This is a genomic window from Citricoccus sp. K5 (assembly GCF_902506195.1).
Lineage (GTDB): Bacteria > Actinomycetota > Actinomycetes > Actinomycetales > Micrococcaceae > Citricoccus.
On the sequence record NZ_LR732817.1, the window covers coordinates 3,388,119 to 3,404,819 of the forward strand.

At 69.4% G+C, this 16,701-nt stretch carries 13 protein-coding genes and 1 tRNA gene; 6 read left to right on the plus strand and 8 right to left on the minus strand.

Going from position 1 to position 16,701, the window contains the following annotated elements; genetic code table 11:
• The first annotated feature begins 13 nt into the window (after nt 1–13).
• Nucleotides 14–98, plus strand: a tRNA-Ser gene (locus BOSE125_RS15215).
• 190 nt (nt 99–288) lie between these two features.
• Here BOSE125_RS15215 and BOSE125_RS15220 read toward each other — a convergent pair.
• Complete coding sequence (locus BOSE125_RS15220; RefSeq protein WP_159553896.1) at nt 289–705, minus strand: VOC family protein; 417 nt, start codon at nt 703–705, stop codon at nt 289–291.
• A gap of 81 nt (nt 706–786) precedes the next feature.
• Nucleotides 787–2,025, minus strand: coding sequence for a calcium:proton antiporter (locus tag BOSE125_RS15225; protein ID WP_159553898.1), 1,239 nt, complete (start codon nt 2,023–2,025; stop codon nt 787–789).
• Between the two features lie 235 nt (nt 2,026–2,260).
• Here BOSE125_RS15225 and BOSE125_RS15230 point away from each other — a divergent pair, with 235 nt between their 5' ends.
• Together BOSE125_RS15230 and BOSE125_RS15235 are read left to right on the plus strand one after the other, a co-directional pair.
• Entirely contained in the window at nt 2,261–3,418 is a 1,158-nt protein-coding gene (locus BOSE125_RS15230; RefSeq protein ID WP_159553900.1) for an acetyl-CoA C-acetyltransferase, read from the plus strand.
• 2 nt (nt 3,419–3,420) lie between these two features.
• A complete protein-coding gene (locus BOSE125_RS15235) occupies nt 3,421–5,037 on the plus strand; it encodes a fatty acyl-CoA synthetase (RefSeq protein ID WP_159553902.1) in 1,617 nt (538 codons plus the stop codon).
• Nucleotides 5,038–5,138: 101 nt separating this feature from the next.
• Here BOSE125_RS15235 and catA read toward each other — a convergent pair whose 3' ends face one another.
• From catA to BOSE125_RS18140, 6 genes are all read right to left on the minus strand, one after another.
• Nucleotides 5,139–6,011, minus strand: a complete 873-nt coding sequence (gene catA, locus BOSE125_RS15240; RefSeq protein ID WP_159553903.1) for a catechol 1,2-dioxygenase — start codon at nt 6,009–6,011, stop codon at nt 5,139–5,141.
• A gap of 53 nt (nt 6,012–6,064) precedes the next feature.
• Complete coding sequence (locus BOSE125_RS15245) at nt 6,065–7,642, minus strand: ATP-binding protein (RefSeq protein WP_159553905.1); 1,578 nt, start codon at nt 7,640–7,642, stop codon at nt 6,065–6,067.
• A 161-nt stretch (nt 7,643–7,803) separates the two neighbouring features.
• Complete coding sequence (locus BOSE125_RS15250) at nt 7,804–8,643, minus strand: alpha/beta fold hydrolase (RefSeq protein WP_201301221.1); 840 nt, start codon at nt 8,641–8,643, stop codon at nt 7,804–7,806.
• An 82-nt stretch (nt 8,644–8,725) separates the two neighbouring features.
• Nucleotides 8,726–9,532 (minus strand): TIGR03084 family metal-binding protein, encoded by an 807-nt coding sequence (locus tag BOSE125_RS15255; protein ID WP_159553907.1) that lies wholly within the window; start codon nt 9,530–9,532, stop codon nt 8,726–8,728.
• Nucleotides 9,529–11,184, minus strand: a complete 1,656-nt coding sequence (locus BOSE125_RS15260) for an AMP-binding protein (protein ID WP_159553909.1) — start codon at nt 11,182–11,184, stop codon at nt 9,529–9,531. Before BOSE125_RS15260 ends, BOSE125_RS15255 begins: the two co-directional genes overlap by 4 nt.
• 163 nt (nt 11,185–11,347) lie before the next feature.
• Entirely contained in the window at nt 11,348–11,479 is a 132-nt protein-coding gene (locus BOSE125_RS18140) for a hypothetical protein (RefSeq protein ID WP_256376002.1), read from the minus strand.
• A 30-nt stretch (nt 11,480–11,509) separates the two neighbouring features.
• On the opposite strand from BOSE125_RS18140, the gene BOSE125_RS15265 reads away from it, so the two are divergent.
• From BOSE125_RS15265 to BOSE125_RS15280, 3 genes are all read left to right on the plus strand, one after another.
• On the plus strand, nt 11,510–13,519 hold the full coding sequence (locus BOSE125_RS15265; protein WP_371300642.1) for a heavy metal translocating P-type ATPase: 2,010 nt from the start codon (nt 11,510–11,512) through the stop codon (nt 13,517–13,519).
• A gap of 560 nt (nt 13,520–14,079) precedes the next feature.
• Nucleotides 14,080–15,240: a CueP family metal-binding protein gene (locus BOSE125_RS18050; RefSeq protein WP_236558059.1), complete on the plus strand. Its 1,161-nt coding sequence runs from the start codon at nt 14,080–14,082 to the stop codon at nt 15,238–15,240.
• Between the two features lie 43 nt (nt 15,241–15,283).
• A complete protein-coding gene (locus BOSE125_RS15280) occupies nt 15,284–16,693 on the plus strand; it encodes a cytochrome P450 (protein ID WP_159553913.1) in 1,410 nt (469 codons plus the stop codon).
• The last annotated feature ends 8 nt before the right edge of the window (nt 16,694–16,701 follow it).

Here is a 16,701-nt window from a genome sequence, read left to right on the forward strand (position 1 = left end):
CTTGGGCACCTCAGGAGGATTCGCCTAGCGGCCTATGGCGCACGCCTGGAACGCGTGTTGGGTTAACGCCCTCGGGGGTTCAAATCCCCCATCCTCCGCAGTTGACCCCCGGAAATCTCACGGTTTCCGGGGGTCTTTGCGTTGGGGCTGATCTTTACCCCGCCCCAATGGAACTTTCCCGATGATCGTGAAAAATCACGGTCATGATGACGGGGAATTCTCACGATGACCGGGACATCTCACAGGTGTCTCCCGGGCAGGGGTCGCGGGGCCACGGGACTTGGGAGCTCAGAGCTGTTCGATGAAGTGCGGGCTGTGGATCAGCCCGAGGACATTGCCGAAGGGGTCCAGCACGGAGGCCGTCACGAAGCCCTCGTCCCCGCGCGGGGTGATGGGTTCGTGCTCGGTGGCCCCGATCTCCTTCAGATGCGCGACCATTCCCTCAAGGTCATCCACGTGCCAGCGGGCGATGACCCCGCCACCGGCGGCGGCCTCGGACGGGGGCAGGTAGCGGCGGTCGATGATCCCGAGTTCGTCCTGGTGGTCGCCGAGCCTGAACTCCACATAGGCGGGATTCGCGGCGTCGGGCTGCTGAAAGTACGGCTGGACGCCGAGGGCCTGGGCGTACCAGTCACGGGCCGCGGCGACGTCGTCAGCCGGGATGTTGACCTGGGCCAGGCCGCGCAGGGCAGGGGTGGTGGGCATGGGGGACAGGGTATCCAGGACGGTGCCCACTGGAAACTGTTCGCACGCGCCCGCCCCCTGCAGCAACGACAGCGGTCAGCCTCAGGAGAAGAGCGCGATGCCGTAGACCGCGAACACCACGAGATGGGCGGCGCCGTGCAGGGCGGTCACTTTCCTCGCCGCCAAGGTGGTCACGGACAGCAGCAGCGTCACCCCCAGCAGGAGCAGGTTGGCCGGCGACTCGGCCAGGACGACCTCTTGGCCGGTGAGCAGGCCGATGACCAGCACCGCGGGGATGGTCAGTCCGACCGTGGAGACCAGGGCGCCGTGGCAGAGGTTGCTGACCCGCTGGATCTCACCCCCCAGGGCGGCGCGCACCGAGGTGATGGCCTCGGGCAGGAAAACGATCATGGCGATCAGCACGCCGCTCAGGGCCACGGGGGCGCCCAGGCGTCCCAGGCCGTCGTCCAGCAGGGCGGCCATGTCATGGGAGAGCAGCACGATGGGCAGCACGGTAGCCACCAGCAGGGCCACCCGGGCGATGAGCTCGCCGCGGTGGCGCGTCAGGGTGTCCCGGATGCTGGTGGCGTCCGTGGACGCGGTGTTGGGCCCGGCCATGGCGGTGGGTCCGGCCGCGGTGCCAGCCTCGGCGGCCGGCGCCGAGACCGTGAGGGTGCCCGGGCCGGGGTCGACCTCGCGGAAGTCCGCGGCCTGCGGCCCCATCTGCCGGACCAGGAAGAACACGTACAGGGCCAGGGTGAGGACGATGATCGGGATCTCCTGACCCGGGGTGTACGCGCCGTCGCGGCCGATCACCGCGGGCAGCGCCAGCGCCATCGCTGCCAGCGGGACCAGGAGGGCGAGGTAGGCGGAGGCGCCGGTGCGGTTGTGCGCGAGGCCGCCGTGGCGCAGCCCGCCGACGAGGAGGGACAGTCCGATCACCGCGTTGAGGATGATCATGGAGACGGCCATGACCGAGTCTCGGGCGATCGTGGCGTGCTCGCCGGGGCCCAGCATGACGGCGGCGATCAGCACGACCTCGATCAGCACGATCGAGAGGGTCAGCACCAGGGTCCCGTAGGGGTCGCCGAGGCGGCGGGCGAGGTGCTCGGCCTCGTGCACCACCCCGAAGGAGCACAGCAGGATGACCCCGACGATCACCGCCAGGGCGGTGACCAGTAGTGGCCCGGGGAGGGGCGGCTCCAGCAGCGGGCCGGACAGGGCCAGGGCCAGGAAGGTCCCCCAGCCCACGCCGAGGCGGACGAGGGCGGCGGGGGTGAGGATGGAGCGCACGGGGGAGGGCGCCCGGGAGGTGGTGGAAGATGCCGGTGTACTGGCCATGACGGTTCGGGTCCTGTTCTGGAGGGGTCGTCCCCGTCGCAACAAGCCGGAATGGGCCGTCCCATCCGCGGGTCCGCCGTGGTCTCCGGCGTCCCGAGTAGCCATCCTAGCGCCGCCGGCGTCACCGTGGAGTGACCTGGACAACAGGTTGGTGGCTGGGGAATGCTACTAGTGAGTATGGCAATCTCCTCATCGTGCCCCTGGCATCGATGCCGCTTCTTCCGAGAGGACCCCCATGACCGAGGCCTACATCGTCGATGCCGTCCGCACCCCAGTGGGGCGCCGCGGCAAGGGGCTGGCGCACGTCCACCCGCTGGACCTGGCCGCGGCTCCGATCCGCGAGATCATCAGCCGGGCCGGGGTGGACACGGAGCTCTATGACGAGGTGATCCTGGGCTGCATCGACCAGCTGGGTCCGCAGGCCATGGACATCGCCCGCAACGCCTGGCTGGCCGCCGGCGGTTCTGAGTCCGTCCCGGGTACCACCGTGGAGCGGCAGTGCGGTTCCGGTCAGCAGGCCATCCACTACGCGGCGCAGGCCGTGATGTCCGGTACGAGTGACCTGGTGGTGGCCGGGGGCGTGCAGTCGATGTCCGCCATCCCGCTGTCCTACTCGAACAAGGCCGCTCGCGAGTTCGGCTTCGCGGACCCCTTCACCGGTTCCGCCTCCTGGGCTGAGCGCTATGGCGACCAGGAGATCTCCCAGTTCCGCGGGGTGGAGATGATGGTGGAGCGGTGGGGCTTCGCCCGGGACCAGCTCGAGGAGTTCGCCGTGACCTCGCAGCAGCGAGCCCTGGCCGCCCGGGCCGCCGGCCACTTCGAGCGCGAGATCATCCCCGTACCCGGCGCCGAGTCCGTGACCCAGGACGAGGGCCCGCGCGAGCCAGACCTGGACAAGATCCGCTCTCTGGACCCGATCCTTCCCGGTGGCGCGCACACGGCCGCCTCGGCGTCCCAGATGTCCGACGGCGCCGCCGCCCTCCTGATCGCCTCGCCGGCCGCGGTGGAACGGCATGGTCTGAAACCGCGGGCCCGGATCCACCATCTCTCCGCGCGGGGCGCGGACCCGGTGATGATGCTCTCCGCGCCGATCCCCGCCACGAAGTATGCCCTGGAGAAGTCGGGGCTCACCCTGGATGAGATCGACCTGGTGGAGATCAACGAGGCGTTCGCCGCCGTCGTGCTGGCGTGGTTGCAGGAGACCGGCGCGGATCCGGGGAAGGTGAACGTCAACGGTGGGGCGATCGCGCTGGGTCACCCGATCGGGGCCACCGGCGCCCGCCTGATGACCTCCCTGCTGCACGAGCTCGAGCGCACCGGTGGCCGTTACGGCCTGCAGACCATGTGCGAGGGCGGCGGCCAGGCCAACGTGACCATCATCGAAAGGCTCTGACCATGACGACGGAGACCGAAGCACCGGACCAGGCCATCGCCCAGGCCGGGGCCAACACCCTCGGCACCCTGCTCGCAAGGACCGCCGCCCGCAATGGGAAAAACACGGCGCTGCGGTTCGAGGACCGGGAGTGGACCTACGCCGAACTGGAGCAGGGCGTGCACCGCGTGGCCCACCGGCTGCGGGACACCGGGCTGCCGGAGGGCGCGCGTGTGGCCGCCTACGGACTGAACTCGGACGCCTACGCGATCCTGTTCCTCGCCTGCGCCACCGCCGGATACGTGCACGTGCCGGTCAACTTCGCGCTCAAGGGCGAGGAACTGGCCTACATCCTCGAGGACTCCGGCGCCGCACTGCTCGTAGCGGATCCCGCGCTGATGCCGCGCATCGGCGAGGTCCGGGACCAGGGGCGCGCGGCCGGCGTCGGGAAGCTCTGGCCCTTCTTTGCCGACCGAGACCTTCCCGACGGCGGCACGGACGGCTCCGAGGCCAGTGCACCGGACGCGGCGCTGCTGACCACGGCCTTGGACGAGTCGGCGCCGGACACCCCGCTGAACCTGCCCATCGGCGATGCCGACCTGGCCCAGCTGCTGTACACCTCCGGCACGACGTCGGCCCCCAAGGGCGCCATGATGTCCCACCAGGCGCTGATCTCCGAGTACGTGTCCACCATCATCGCCCTCGACCTGACGGAGGAGGACCGGCCGCTGGTGTGCATGCCCCTCTACCACTCGGCGGCGATGCACGTGTTCCTCATGCCGTACCTGACCCTCGGTGCGACCGTCCGGCTGCTGCCGAAGCCCGACGTGCCGGAGGTCCTGCGGTTCGTGGAGGCCGAGCACATCGGTTCGCTCTTCCTCGCCCCCACCGTGTGGGTGCCGCTGAGCAACCACCCGGACCTGGACGCCCGAGACCTGTCCTCGCTGACCAAGGCACAGTACGGCGCCTCGATCATGCCGGTGACCGTGCTGCAGCGGCTGCGCGAACGGTTCCCGAAACTCGGCTTCTACAACTGCTTCGGCCAGTCCGAGATGGCCCCGCTGTGCACGGTGCTCCGTCCGGAGGAGCATCACGCGCGGCCCGCCTCCTGCGGCCGGACCGTACTGTTCGTGGAGGCGCGGCTGGTCACGGCGGAGGGGGGGCTGGCCGATCCGGGTGAGCCTGGGGAGGTGCAGTACCGGTCCCCGCAGCTGATGAGCGGGTACTGGAACAAGCCCGAGGCCACCGCCGAGGCGTTTGTGGATGGCTGGTTCAAGTCCGGCGACCAGGCCACCCGGGACGAGCAGGGCTACCTGCAGATCGTGGACCGCATCAAGGACGTCATCAACACCGGTGGCGTGCTGGTGGCCCCGCGGGAAGTGGAGGACTGCATCTACGAGCTGGAGGAAGTCGCCGAGGTCGCCGTGGTGGGGCTGCCGGACGAGCGCTGGATCGAGGCGGTGACGGCCGTTGTCGTGCTCAAGGAAGGCGCGGAACTGACCGCCGAGACCGTCCGTGCCCACGTGAAGTCGAAGATCGCGGACTTCAAGGTGCCCAAGCGCGTGGACTTCGTGGCCGAGCTGCCGCGCAATCAGTCCGGCAAGCTGCTCAAGCGGGAGCTACGGGCGGAGCGGAGCTAGCCAGCCAGGCGAATGCGCTGTGGGGCAGAGAGAAGGGGCACGCGTACGCGTACGCGTGCTCCTTCTCTCTGCCCCACAACAACGGCGGGGTCAGTGACGGATCACTGCTCCGGGTCGAGGACGAAGTCGTAGTGGGTGATCTCCCCTTCGCCGTCCGGGTTCGGCTGCGGGTCCAGCATCAGTTCGGGCTTCACGGCCGAGGCGATGTCGTCCTCGTTGTGCGGGTCGCCGGGGAAGTAGAGCTGGGCGGTCAGCTTGTGGTGTCCCGGAGCATGCACCTTAAAGTGCAGGTGCGCCGGGCGCCAGGCGTGCCAGCCGGCGGCCTCGATGAGCTGGCCGCAGGCGCCGTCCGTGGGGATCTGGTACGGCGCGGGGCGGACAGTGTGGATCTCGAAGCGGCCGTCCTCGTTGGCGGTCCAGGTGGCACGCAGGTTCCATTCGGGGAGGCCGGGGGCAAACTGGGAGTAGAAGCCCAAGTCGTCCGCGTGCCACAGCTCCAGCTTGGCCCCGGGCAGCGGGGAGCCGTCCACGGCGCGGACCTGGCCGGTGAAGGTGAACGGGGTGCCCGGCTCGTCCTCACGCATCGGGATGGTGCCGTTCCACGGGACCTCGGGGGAGTCCTCGAGGTAGTAGGGGCCTTCGATGGTGCCCTTGGAGCCCTCGCGGTGCTCGTTGGCGACCTCCTCGACGGAGTGCTCCAGCCAGACGTCCAGGAACAGCGGCCACTCGCCGTCCTCGCCCACACGGATCAGCCAGGCCTTGAAGGCGTTGTACTCCTCGTAGCTGACCCTCTCCTCGAGCACGATGTCATTGAGGGCCTTCACAGCGCGGGAGGCCAGGTGGTTGACGCGCTCGGTGTCCACCACGCCGCCGGCAGACTGGGCCGCCATGCGCTCGCGGAACCGTGCCGAAGCGTTGGCTCCGGAATCGGCGGCGCGGGCGACGGTCTCCTCGTTGTAGCTGTCCTGGGTCATGATTCCTGCTCACTTTCGTCCTGTGCGGATGTGCGGATGTGCGGTGGTGTCGTCTATGGACTGGTCGGGATGTACTGCAGCCCCCGGAAGCGGGCCGCGGCGGCAAAGACGTCGAGGTCTGGTGCGGTGTCTCGGTGGGCGGCCATGCGCAGGCCGAGCCGCAGCAGCATCTTGATGTCCCGGGGGGTGATGTCCGGGAAGCCGTCCACGAGTTGGTCCAGCAGTTCAGCCGGCAGCTCGATCTTGTGCCCGGCGGCAAAGGTCTGCCAGATCTGGCGTGCGGCGGCGGGCTCAGGTGGCAGGTAGTCGATCACGGCGGCGCAGCGGGCGAGGATGGCCCCGTCCACCTCGTCGATGCGGTTCGTGGTGAGGAACAGCAGCCCGTCGTAGTACTCGAGGGTGCGCAGGAACTCGGCCACGATCGCGTTCTGGTGCAGTTCGAACCCGCGCTCGAGCACGAAGACGTCGGCCTCGTCCAGCAGCAGCACGGCGTCCCAGCGCTTGGCCTGAACGAAGATCTCCTCGAGGTTCTTGCGCACCAGCTCCGCAGTGATGCCCAGGGAGCCGGTGTGGATGGAGTAGAGCGGGCGGCCGATGACCTCGGCGTACACCTCGGCGGTCAGCGTCTTGCCGACGCCGGGCCGGCCGCGGGCCAGGATCACGTTGCCGGCGGACTTGCCCTCGATGATGTCCCCGGTGAACACGGAGATGTCCGAGGTGAGGATGTCCAGCAACTCGCGTTGGTCGTCCGGCAGGACCAGCTTGTCCCGCAGTCCCGGGTTGTACTCGTAGCGGGTGAGGTCGGCGGTGTTGACATCCAGGTAGTCCTGGGCGGCGAGGTCGAACACGCGCACGGCGGTGACCACGGGAACCGCGCCGGTCTCCTGCTCGTCGAAGAGGACGGAGGAGGCCACCATCCGAAGGGGTGCCCGTTCGTCCGGGGCCACGTCGTGGACGACCTTGCGGTGGGTGCGGTCATGGGCCGAGCGGTAGTCCTCGGTGCGCATGGCACGGCCGGTGAAGACGAACTGCTGGCCGAAGTCGTGGTCGATGATGTCCTGGAACGCATCCCGGCGTTCCTGGTACTCCGCCCGCAGCCGCTCCGTCTCCTTGAACGCCCGATGCGCGGTCAGCACGTCCGCAGGTGTCTTGCCCACCAGCTCGGTCTCGTCGAACTGCAGCAGCCGCGGTGCCCGGGAGGGGCGCTTGACCGTGGGGTTGTCGGCTTCCATCGTGATCTTGATGCGCGGCGGACGGGTGCGGTCACCGTGGTCCAGCCCGATGTCCATCACCAGGTAGGGGTGCAGGTAGCCGTCGGGCTCCTGGACGTAGAGCCAGCCGTCGATCAGCCCGTCCTTGAGGAACTCGCGGAAGAGTTCCACCGCGGAGTTGATGTTCGGGATCGGGGCGAAATCGCCGGCACGGGCGGACTGGACGGCCATCACGGCGCGGGCGAAGCCGCTGTCCTGAACGGACTCCGCGGCCGCCGCCAGGTCCGCCAGGGCGGCGTCGGAGAGGTACCGGTCCGGGATGCCCATCTCCTTGGAGCGCCACGAAGAGGCCTGGGTCCGCGCCTGCTGCAGGTCCGCAGACCCGGTGGCGAGGACCACCTCCGTGGGGGCGATGAACATCCGCAGGACTCCTTCACTGTGCCGACCGCCCGCCGAGTATGCCGTGGATCACGGCGGGATTGGGGTCAGCCTAGCCCCGCGTTCTTGAACGCAAAAATACTCAAAGCCTCTGGATTCAGAGGGTTGGGATATGAGCTCTGGTCCGCCGTGCTGCGGCGGTCTCAGGAACCGGAGGGCACGACGTCGGCCAGGAACCCCAGGACCTCCGGCGTCACCTGGTCCTCCAGCTCCTCGAAGAACCCGTGGCGCCCTCCCGGGAAGAGGCGCATCCGCGCGTCGGGAATGCGGTCCGTGATCAGGGCCGCGTTCTCGGTGGGGACCATCGCGTCCTCGGTCCCGTGCAGCACCAGGGCGGGCGCGGTGATCGACGGCAGGGCGTCCCAGGCGTCGTGGCGGTCGCTGGCCCGGCGGTGGCCCACCTGCTCGCGCGGGCTCATGGTGGGATCGCCCAGCAACGTGCTCTGCGCGGGAGTTCCCGGCCAGTCCGGGGTGTAGAAGAGCTCGTGCAGCTTGGCCTGCTGCTCCTCGCGGGTGCCCCGGGCCAGCCACCGCCGGGTCTCGGCCTTGCGCTCCAGGGCGTGCTCGCCGCCGGGAGAGGTGCAGCCCAGCACCAGCGCCCAGACGCGCTCGGGGTGGTGCGCGGCGAGCATCTGGGCCACCCGGCCACCCATCGAGGTGCCGAACACGGCCGCGGAGCGGATGCCGAGGTGGTCAAGGACGTCTACGGCGTCCTGCGCGAACAGCCCCGTGGTCCAGTCGCCCGGCGCGCCGGAGTCGTCGCGGCTGCCGCCGGTGCCGCGGTAGTCGAACGTGACGGTGCGGTGGGCCGCCGCGTAACCGGGACGCACCCGGTCCCACCAGTGGTGGCTGTTCGCCTGGCCGGGCAGCAGCAACAGGGCGGGAGAGCCGGAGTCGGACACGGTGTTGGAGACGTCGGGGCCGGAGACCTGGGCAGCAAGCGGGAACCCATCCCGGGCGCAGAGGGTGAAAGCCTCGGCCACGTGCACTCTCCTCCCCACTGATCATCACTCACAACGGCAGGTCGATGGACGACCCGGACACCCCCAATCTACGGGTTCCCGGTCATCCCTCTGCCTCGTGGGCGGACGGGACTGCGGGTGGGTCCGCGGGGCGCTGGCCGCGTGGCGGTCCGGCGTAAACCTGGGCGATCGGCATCCAGTGGGCGGCCGCGGATCCTTCGGCACGCAGGGAGGTGTCCGCCAGGTCCCGGCGCTGGGTGACGACGAGGCAGAAGTCCTCGGCGCTGCCGGTGATGCGGTCCGGGGCGTCCTCGGGGCCCCACGTCCAGGTCTCATCGGAGGGGGACAGCAGCTCCAGACGGAACTCGTGGGCGGGCGGTTGGTGGCCGTTGATGCGGTGGGCGAAGTCACGGGTGCGCACCCCCAGATGGCAGATGTCCCGAAGCCGGTCGGTCGGTGTGCGCGGCACCCCGAGGGCATCGGCAACATCCTGGCCGTGGGCCCACGTCTCCATCAGGCGGGCGGTGGCCATGGAGCGGGGGCGCATGGGCGGGCCGAACCAGGGCACCCCGGCTTCCGGGTCGGCCGCGTCCAGCGCATCGGCCAAGCGCGTGCGTCCCTCTCGCCAGCTGGCCAGCAGCTCGTCCCGGGGCAGGGCGGCACGATGGCCTGCGGTGAGGTCGATATGGCGGAAGGACCGGCGGACGGCCTCGGTCTGCTCCGCGAAGGCCTCGGGATCGGTCAGGGCCTGCAGCGAGACCTCGTCGGTCCAGGCCAGGTGCCCGATCTGATGGGCGATGGTCCAGCCCGGTGCCGGGGTGCCCCGGCGCCAGCTGTCCTCGCCGAGGCCGGCAACCAGCCGGTCCAGGTCCTCGGCCTCCACGCGGAACGCGGCGGAGATGAGCGTCATGGCTGGCTCGTGCCTGCGGCAGGACTCGCCAGCAGGTCCATCGCCTGGGCGCGCAGGTCCACCTTGCGGACTTTGCCGGTGACCGTCATGGGGAACTCCTCGATGACCCGCACGTAGCGGGGCACCTTGTAGTGAGCGATCTTCCCGGCGCAGAACTCACGAAGCGAGGAGGCTGTCGGTTCCGGGGCGCCCTCGCGGATCCGGATCCAGGCCATGAGCTCCTCGCCGTACTTCTCGTCCGGCACGCCGACCACCTGGGCATCCACGATGTCCGGGTGGGTGTAGAGGAACTCCTCGATCTCGCGTGGGTAGATGTTCTCCCCGCCGCGGATCACCATGTCCTTGATGCGGCCGGTGATCTGCACATAGCCGTCCGCGTCCATCAGGCCGATGTCCCCGGTGTGCATCCAGCCCTCGGCGTCGATGGCCTCGGCGGTCTTGTCGGGATCGTTCCAGTAGCCCTTCATCACGGAGTAGCCCAGGGTCTGCAGCTCGCCGGCCTCGCCGCGGGGCAGCACCTCGCCGGAGACCGGGTCCACCACGCGGACCTCGAGGTGGGGCCCCACGCGCCCCACGGTGCCGACGCGCTGGTCCAGGCTGTCCGACGTCGTGGTCTGGACAGAGACCGGGGAGGTCTCCGTCATGCCGTAACAGATGGAGACGTCCCGCATGTTCATCTGCTCGATCACCTGGCGCATCACGTGCTCTGGGCAGGGCGAGCCGGCCATGATGCCGGTGCGCAAGGTGGAGAGGTCGTAGGAGGCGAAGTCCTCCAGGCCGAGCTCGGCGATGAACATGGTCGGCACCCCGTACAGGGAGGTGCAGCGCTCGGTGGCCACGGCATGCAGGCTGGCGGTGGGGTCGAATCCCGGCGCGGGGATGACCATGGCCGCTCCGTGGGTGGTGCACGCCAGGTTGCCCATCACCATGCCGAAGCAGTGGTAGAAGGGCACCGGGATGCAGACCCGATCGGCCTCGGTGTACTGCACGCGCTCGCCGACGAAGAAGCCGTTGTTGAGGATGTTCCGGTGGGACAGGGTGGCGCCCTTGGGGAAGCCCGTGGTGCCGGAGGTGTACTGGATGTTGATCGGGTCGTCCGGGGTCAGGTGCGCGGCGATCCGCTCCAGGCGGACCGGGTCCGCATCCGTGGCGGCCAGCCGGTTCCAGTCCTCGCCGCCGATGATCACCACGTCCTGCAGCTCCGGGCAGTCGGGGCTGACCTGGGCCAGCATCGCCTCGTAGTCAGAGGTCTTGAACGAGCTCGCCGCCACCACGGTGCGGATCCCGGACTGGTTGAGCACGTACTGCAGCTCCTCCGTCCGGTAGGCCGGATTGATGTTCACCAGGATCGCGCCCATCCGCGCGGTGGCGAACTGGGTCAGCGTCCATTCGGGCAGATTCGGCGCCCAGATCCCCACCCGGTCACCCGTCTCGATGCCCATTCCCAAGAGTCCGGTGGCCAGGCGGTCGACGTCGGCCGCGAACTCCGCGTACGTCCAGCGCCGTCCGCTCGGCACGTCCACCAGCGCTTCGCGCTCGCCGAAGGCGGCGACGGTTCCGGCCAGGTTCGCGCCGATGGTCTCCTCCAAGAGGGGCGTAGTGGTCTCCCCGCGGTCGTGGGAGAGCGTGGTGCCGGTCGGCTGGTTGGTCATGGGACTCCTGTCAGCGGGTGTGATCGGGATCACGAAGATCGGTCGATGCCGACTCTAGTTACTGATCGCTAACTGGTCCAGTGGCGGGGCGTACGGTGCTGGTCTTGATTCATATACCCCCTGGGGGTATGGTTGCCGCGATGGGGCCCCCAGGGGTGTGGCATCAGGACTGGAAGGAACAATGTTGAGCGGACACGACGCCCTCGATCAGCACGCTGGTCACGATCGCCGTCAGCAGGTGCAAGGCGAGCATGGCGATCACCCCGGCCACGGCGGCCACGATCACTCGCACCATGTCGTTCAGTTCCGTCGCCTGTTCTGGATCATGCTCGCGATGGGTGTCCCGGTGGTGGCCACCTCGCCCATGTTCGGCATGATCCTCGGCTACGGGGTCCCCGGTTGGGCCGCCTGGATCGCGCCGGCCCTCGGCACGGTCATGTACGCCTGGGGCGGCAAGCCGTTCTTGACGGCGGCCGTGGGAGAGATCCGCCAGCGACGGCCGGGGATGATGCTGCTCATAGGCCTGGCCATCACCGTAGCCTTCCTGGCCTCCTGGGGCGCCACGCTCGGTCTGCTGGACCACCAGCTCGAGTTCTGGTGGGAGCTGGCCCTGCTGATCGTCATCATGCTGCTGGGCCACTGGGTGGAGATGCGCTCGCTGGCCCAGACCACCTCCGCCCTCGACTCCCTGGCCGCCCTGCTGCCGGATGAGGCGGAACGCGTCGATGGACCCGACGGCGGCACCATCACCACTATCGCTCCGGCCGAACTGCGCCACGGGGACGTGGTCATCGTCCGGCCGGGTGGCCGGGTGCCGGCCGACGGAACTGTTGTGGACGGCTCGGCGTCCATGGACGAGTCGATGATCACCGGTGAGTCTGCCAGCGTGCGCCGGTCCGAGGGCGACCCCGTGGTGGCCGGCACCGTCGCCACGGACTCCGGGATTCGCGTGGAGGTGACCGCCGTCGGCGAGGACACCGCCCTGGCCGGCATCCAGCGGCTCGTCACGCAGGCCCAGTCCTCGTCCTCGCGTGCGCAGCGACTGGCGGACCGGGCGGCCGCCTGGCTGTTCTGGTTCGCCCTCGGGGCCGCCGTCATCACCGCGATCGTCTGGACCGCCCTCGGAATGCCGGACGAGTCGGTGGTCCGCACGATCACGGTGCTGGTCATCGCCTGCCCGCACGCCCTCGGCCTCGCCATCCCGCTCGTCGTCTCGATCGCCACCGAGCGGGCGGCCCGCGGCGGAGTGCTCGTCAAGGACCGGCTCGCGCTGGAGGCCATGCGCACCGTGGACACAGTGCTGTTCGACAAGACCGGCACCCTGACCAAGGGTGCCCCGGCTGTCACCGGGGTGGAGCCGGCCACCGGATACGACGCCGGCCGCCTCCTGACGCTCGCGGCCGCGGCCGAGGCGGATTCCGAGCACCCGCTGGCGCGGGCCATCGTCGCCGCGGCGGTCGAGTGGGCCCTCGAGGTGCCTGCCGCGAGCGGTTTCTCCTCCTCCCCGGCGGTCGGGGTGCGGGCCGACGTCGTCCTGGGTGCGGACGGGGCCACGGACGGGCACGGGAGCCGAGCCGGGGAAAGGGCTGAGGCCGGGGTCCACACGGTGATGGTGGGTGGACCGTATCTGCTGGAGCAGGAGGGAATGGCCGAACTGCCGATCGCCGACGACTGGCGTGAGGAGGGGGCAATTATTCTGCACGTGATCGTGGACGGCAAGCTCGCCGGCGCCCTGAGACTGGCCGATGAGATCCGGCCCGAGTCCCGGGACGCCGTGGCCGGGCTGCAGGGCCGCGGCGTCCAGGTCGTCATGATCACCGGCGACGCCGAGGCCGTGGCGGCCGCCGTGGCAGGAGAGTTGGGCATCGAGCGCTACTTTGCCGGGGTGCGGCCGGAGGACAAGTCCGCCAAGGTCAAACAGCTGCAGGATGAAGGCGGCAAGGTGGCCATGGTGGGAGACGGTGTCAACGATGCCCCGGCGCTGGCCCAGGCCGACGTCGGGATCGCGATCGGAGCCGGCACGGATGTGGCGATCGCCTCGGCCGGCGTGATCCTGGCTTCCGACGACCCCCGGGCGGTACTGTCCGTGGCGGAGCTGTCCCGGGCGAGCTACCGGAAGATGAAGCAGAACCTGTGGTGGGCCGCCGGATACAACCTGTTCTCCGTCCCCCTGGCCGCCGGCGTCCTCGCGCCGATCGGATTCGTGCTGCCCATGAGCGTCGGGGCGATCCTGATGTCCCTGTCCACCGTGGTGGTGGCGCTGAACGCCCAGCTGCTGCGGAAGGTGGACCTGCGGCCGGCCACGGTGGCCGGTGGTGTGGGCGCAGGATCCTAGACTGGACGCCGTGTTCACCCTGTCCAATGCATCGAGCGGGAGCCGCCTGCGAGCGGGTTCCCGCCCTGTCCTGCGGGCTGGGCTTTTGGCCCTCCTCGTGGCCCTCGGGTTCTTGGCCATGCACACCATGCATGGGCAGGAACCAGTGGCGGGTTCGGACGTGGTCCAGGGCGCCTCAGTCCATGCCGACCACGCCGCGGGCAGCACGACCGCGGCCGACACGGCTGGCGGCGGCGCAACCGGAGGCCTCGACTGCGAGGGCTGCCCCGCCGCACACCTCGGTCTGGCGGTGACATGCCTGGTGGCGTTGCTGCTGGTGCTCTTCGTTCTGACACCGCCCCGCCTGCTGCGGGTCTCGTTCGGCCAGAGGCTGCGCGCGGGACCGAGGCCGGGGCTGGCGCACTCTGTCGTGCCACGGCCACCTTCCCTTCAGGTTCTCTGCATCAGTCGGACGTGAGCGGCGGGCATCCACGCTTTTTGAGGATGCCGCAGCCGCCTGCGCCCGGATGACCGATCAGCCGGGCATATCCCGAACGACAACAGCAGAGACGAGAACCATCATGAACACGACCCTGACGAAGAACACCCTGATCCTGGGCGCGGCCATCGTCGCGGCGCTGACCCTGGGCAGTTGTGCCGGAGAAACCGGGACCGGACCGAGCCACAGTGCTGGCACGTCATCGGCCGAGTCGCCGGCGGCCGCCAGTGGCGAGGTGGACCAAGCCGACGTCATGTTCGCGCAGATGATGATCCCCCACCACGAACAGGCCGTCGAGATGTCCGACATCCTGCTGGCCAAAGAAGGTTTGACGCCGGAGGTCGTCACCCTGGCTGAGGAGATCAGAGCCGCGCAGGCTCCGGAGATCGAACAGATGAACGACTGGCTTGAGGACTGGGGCGTCGATCCGCGGGCGACGGACCACGGCTCGATGGACCACGGGGGCATGGATGGCATGCTGGCGCCCGCCGAGCTCGAGAGGCTGGAACAAGCCGATGCCGCGGAGGCGACCCGCCTGTACCTCGAGGGGATGATCGAACACCACGAGGGGGCCGTGCAGATGGCCGAGGATGAGATCGCCGAGGGACAGCATCCAGAAGCCGTCGCGCTGGCCGAGGCCATCATCGAGACCCAGAACGCCGAGATCCGCGAGATGCGGGATCTGCTTGATGCCGGACCGGAGGCGGCCGGCCCGGAGGGCACTCCAGGCTCGAGTTCGCCCGCGGTGGGCGATCGAGATCTGCTGGCCGATCACGACCTGGCCGGTCTGGACGCCCGGACCATCATCGAACGTCTGGATACCCAGATCGTGGCCGAGCGGCCCGCCGGCTTGGTGGCATCGGTCCAGTCGGAGCAACTGGTCGTGGCCGACGACCGTGGTCGGCAGGCAGCGGTGCCGATGCCGGCCGACGAGGTCTATGTCTCCGCGGCGCCGTACGAGTCGCAGACGCACGAGTGCCACTTTCACAGCTTGACCACGTGCCTCGGTGAACTCCGGAACCAGGACGTGCGCGTCACCGTCCTGAACCAGGCGACCGGTGAGGTCATCATCGAGGGGCGGCTGCAGACTTACGACAACGGTTTCGTGGGATTGTGGCTCCCGCGGGGAATCGACGCGGAGCTGACGGTGGAGCATGACGGCAAGACTGCGACGTCGTTGGTTTCCACCCGCAACGCCGACGACGCGACGTGCCTGACAGATCTTCGATTGATCAGCATCTGACCGGTCTTGTCCAGGGGCTGAGCCCCGTGGAAGTCTGGTGAGCATGCCCCGTGAAACGGAACCCCGCAGCTCACCGGACATCCCCACCCTCGGACCCGTCGACCATGCGCGCGTTCTCGCCCGTGTGCTCCTCAGCCCGGTGGTCAAGGGGCCGATTGTGCGCCGACCGAGGGTTGTCGGTCTGGCCGAACGCATCGACCTCGACTCAGCCGGGGTGGCCGAGATGCAGCGGCTGCGCAGCCGCTACGGAGCCGGCCCGGTGCAGTTGCGGATCCCCGGCCGCCGGATCGCCCTGCTGTTGGCCCCGGAGGACGTGCACCGGGTGCTGAACGAAGGCCCCGAGCCGTTCTCGCCGGCCACACTGGAGAAGCGCGGAGCGCTGAACCATTTCGAGCCGGGCAGCTCGCTGGTCTCCTCGGCGCAGCAGCGGCTGTCTCGCCGCCCGTTCAACGAGCAGGTCCTGGAGACGGATCGTCCCGTCCACAGTCACGCCGAGCAGATGACGGACATCATCACCGAGGAGGTCGGGGCCCTGCTCGGCCACGCGGACTTCACCGGCACGCTGGACTGGGACGGTTTCGCGGTGATGTGGGGCCGGATGGTCCGGCGCATCGTGCTGGGGGAGAGCGCCCGCGACGATGAGCAGGTCACCGACGACCTCCGCCGGCTGCGGGAGCGCGGCAATCTCTCCTACCTGATGCCGCAGAACCACCGGCTGCGGAAGAGGTTCTTGGATCGATTGCAGGAGTACGTCGTCCGCGCGGAGCCGGGCAGCCTGGCGGCGATGGTCGCGCAGACCCCGGCACCGGCGGATGCCAAGCCGGTCCAGCAGATGCCGCAGTGGCTGTTCGCCTTCGACGCCGAGGCGTGGGCGACGTTCCGGGCGCTTGCGCTACTGGTGTCCCATCCGGGCGCGGCCGAAGCCGCCCGGCTGGAGATGGCGGGCACGGTGCCTGCTTCGCCCGGCGCCGAATCAACGCCTGGCTCCGAGGGGCGTGCGGAAGCGGGGCCAGCGAGGCCGTGCGGTCCCCGAGACCAACCCTTGCTGCGTGCCGCCGTCCTGGAATCCCTGCGCCTGTGGCCCACCACCCCGCTGATCCTGCGGGACAGCACCGCTGGCACCCGCTGGCGCAACGGCACCCTCCCGGCGGGCGCCGGGTTGGTCATCTTCGCACCGTTCTTCCACCGCGATGACCAGACCGTGCCGGAGGCCCACCGCTTCAGTCCGGAACTGTGGTCGGGGGACCGGGGTGACAGGGACTGGCCTCTCGTGCCGTTCAGTGGTGGACCAGGCATGTGCCCGGGACGCAACGTCGTGCTGCTGACCGCCAGCCTGGTGCTCGGGGAGCTGCTGCGTCAGAGGGAGATCACGGCAGCTGAAACCCTGGACACGAGCCAGCTCCCCGGCACCTTGAGCCCATTCCACCTGCGGTTCGACATCCGGCGGGGCTGAACGCGGCG

Excerpts from the sequence above, each read along its gene's own strand:
- BOSE125_RS15225 (WP_159553898.1), bottom strand. The coding sequence starts at position 2,025 with ATGGCCAGTACACCGGCATCTTCCACCACCTCCCGGGCGCCCTCCCCC.
- BOSE125_RS18140 (WP_256376002.1), bottom strand. The coding sequence starts at position 11,479 with ATGGTGCGAGTGATCGTGGCCGCCGTGGCCGGGGTGATCGCCATGCTC.
- BOSE125_RS15260 (WP_159553909.1), bottom strand. The coding sequence starts at position 11,184 with ATGACCAACCAGCCGACCGGCACCACGCTCTCCCACGACCGCGGGGAG.
- BOSE125_RS15235 (WP_159553902.1), top strand. The coding sequence starts at position 3,421 with ATGACGACGGAGACCGAAGCACCGGACCAGGCCATCGCCCAGGCCGGG.
- BOSE125_RS15280 (WP_159553913.1), top strand. The coding sequence starts at position 15,284 with ATGCCCCGTGAAACGGAACCCCGCAGCTCACCGGACATCCCCACCCTC.
- catA (WP_159553903.1), bottom strand. The coding sequence starts at position 6,011 with ATGACCCAGGACAGCTACAACGAGGAGACCGTCGCCCGCGCCGCCGAT.
- BOSE125_RS15220 (WP_159553896.1), bottom strand. The coding sequence starts at position 705 with ATGCCCACCACCCCTGCCCTGCGCGGCCTGGCCCAGGTCAACATCCCG.
- BOSE125_RS15230 (WP_159553900.1), top strand. The coding sequence starts at position 2,261 with ATGACCGAGGCCTACATCGTCGATGCCGTCCGCACCCCAGTGGGGCGC.
- BOSE125_RS18050 (WP_236558059.1), top strand. The coding sequence starts at position 14,080 with ATGAACACGACCCTGACGAAGAACACCCTGATCCTGGGCGCGGCCATC.
- BOSE125_RS15265 (WP_371300642.1), top strand. The coding sequence starts at position 11,510 with ATGCTCGCGATGGGTGTCCCGGTGGTGGCCACCTCGCCCATGTTCGGC.
- BOSE125_RS15255 (WP_159553907.1), bottom strand. The coding sequence starts at position 9,532 with ATGACGCTCATCTCCGCCGCGTTCCGCGTGGAGGCCGAGGACCTGGAC.
- BOSE125_RS15245 (WP_159553905.1), bottom strand. The coding sequence starts at position 7,642 with ATGTTCATCGCCCCCACGGAGGTGGTCCTCGCCACCGGGTCTGCGGAC.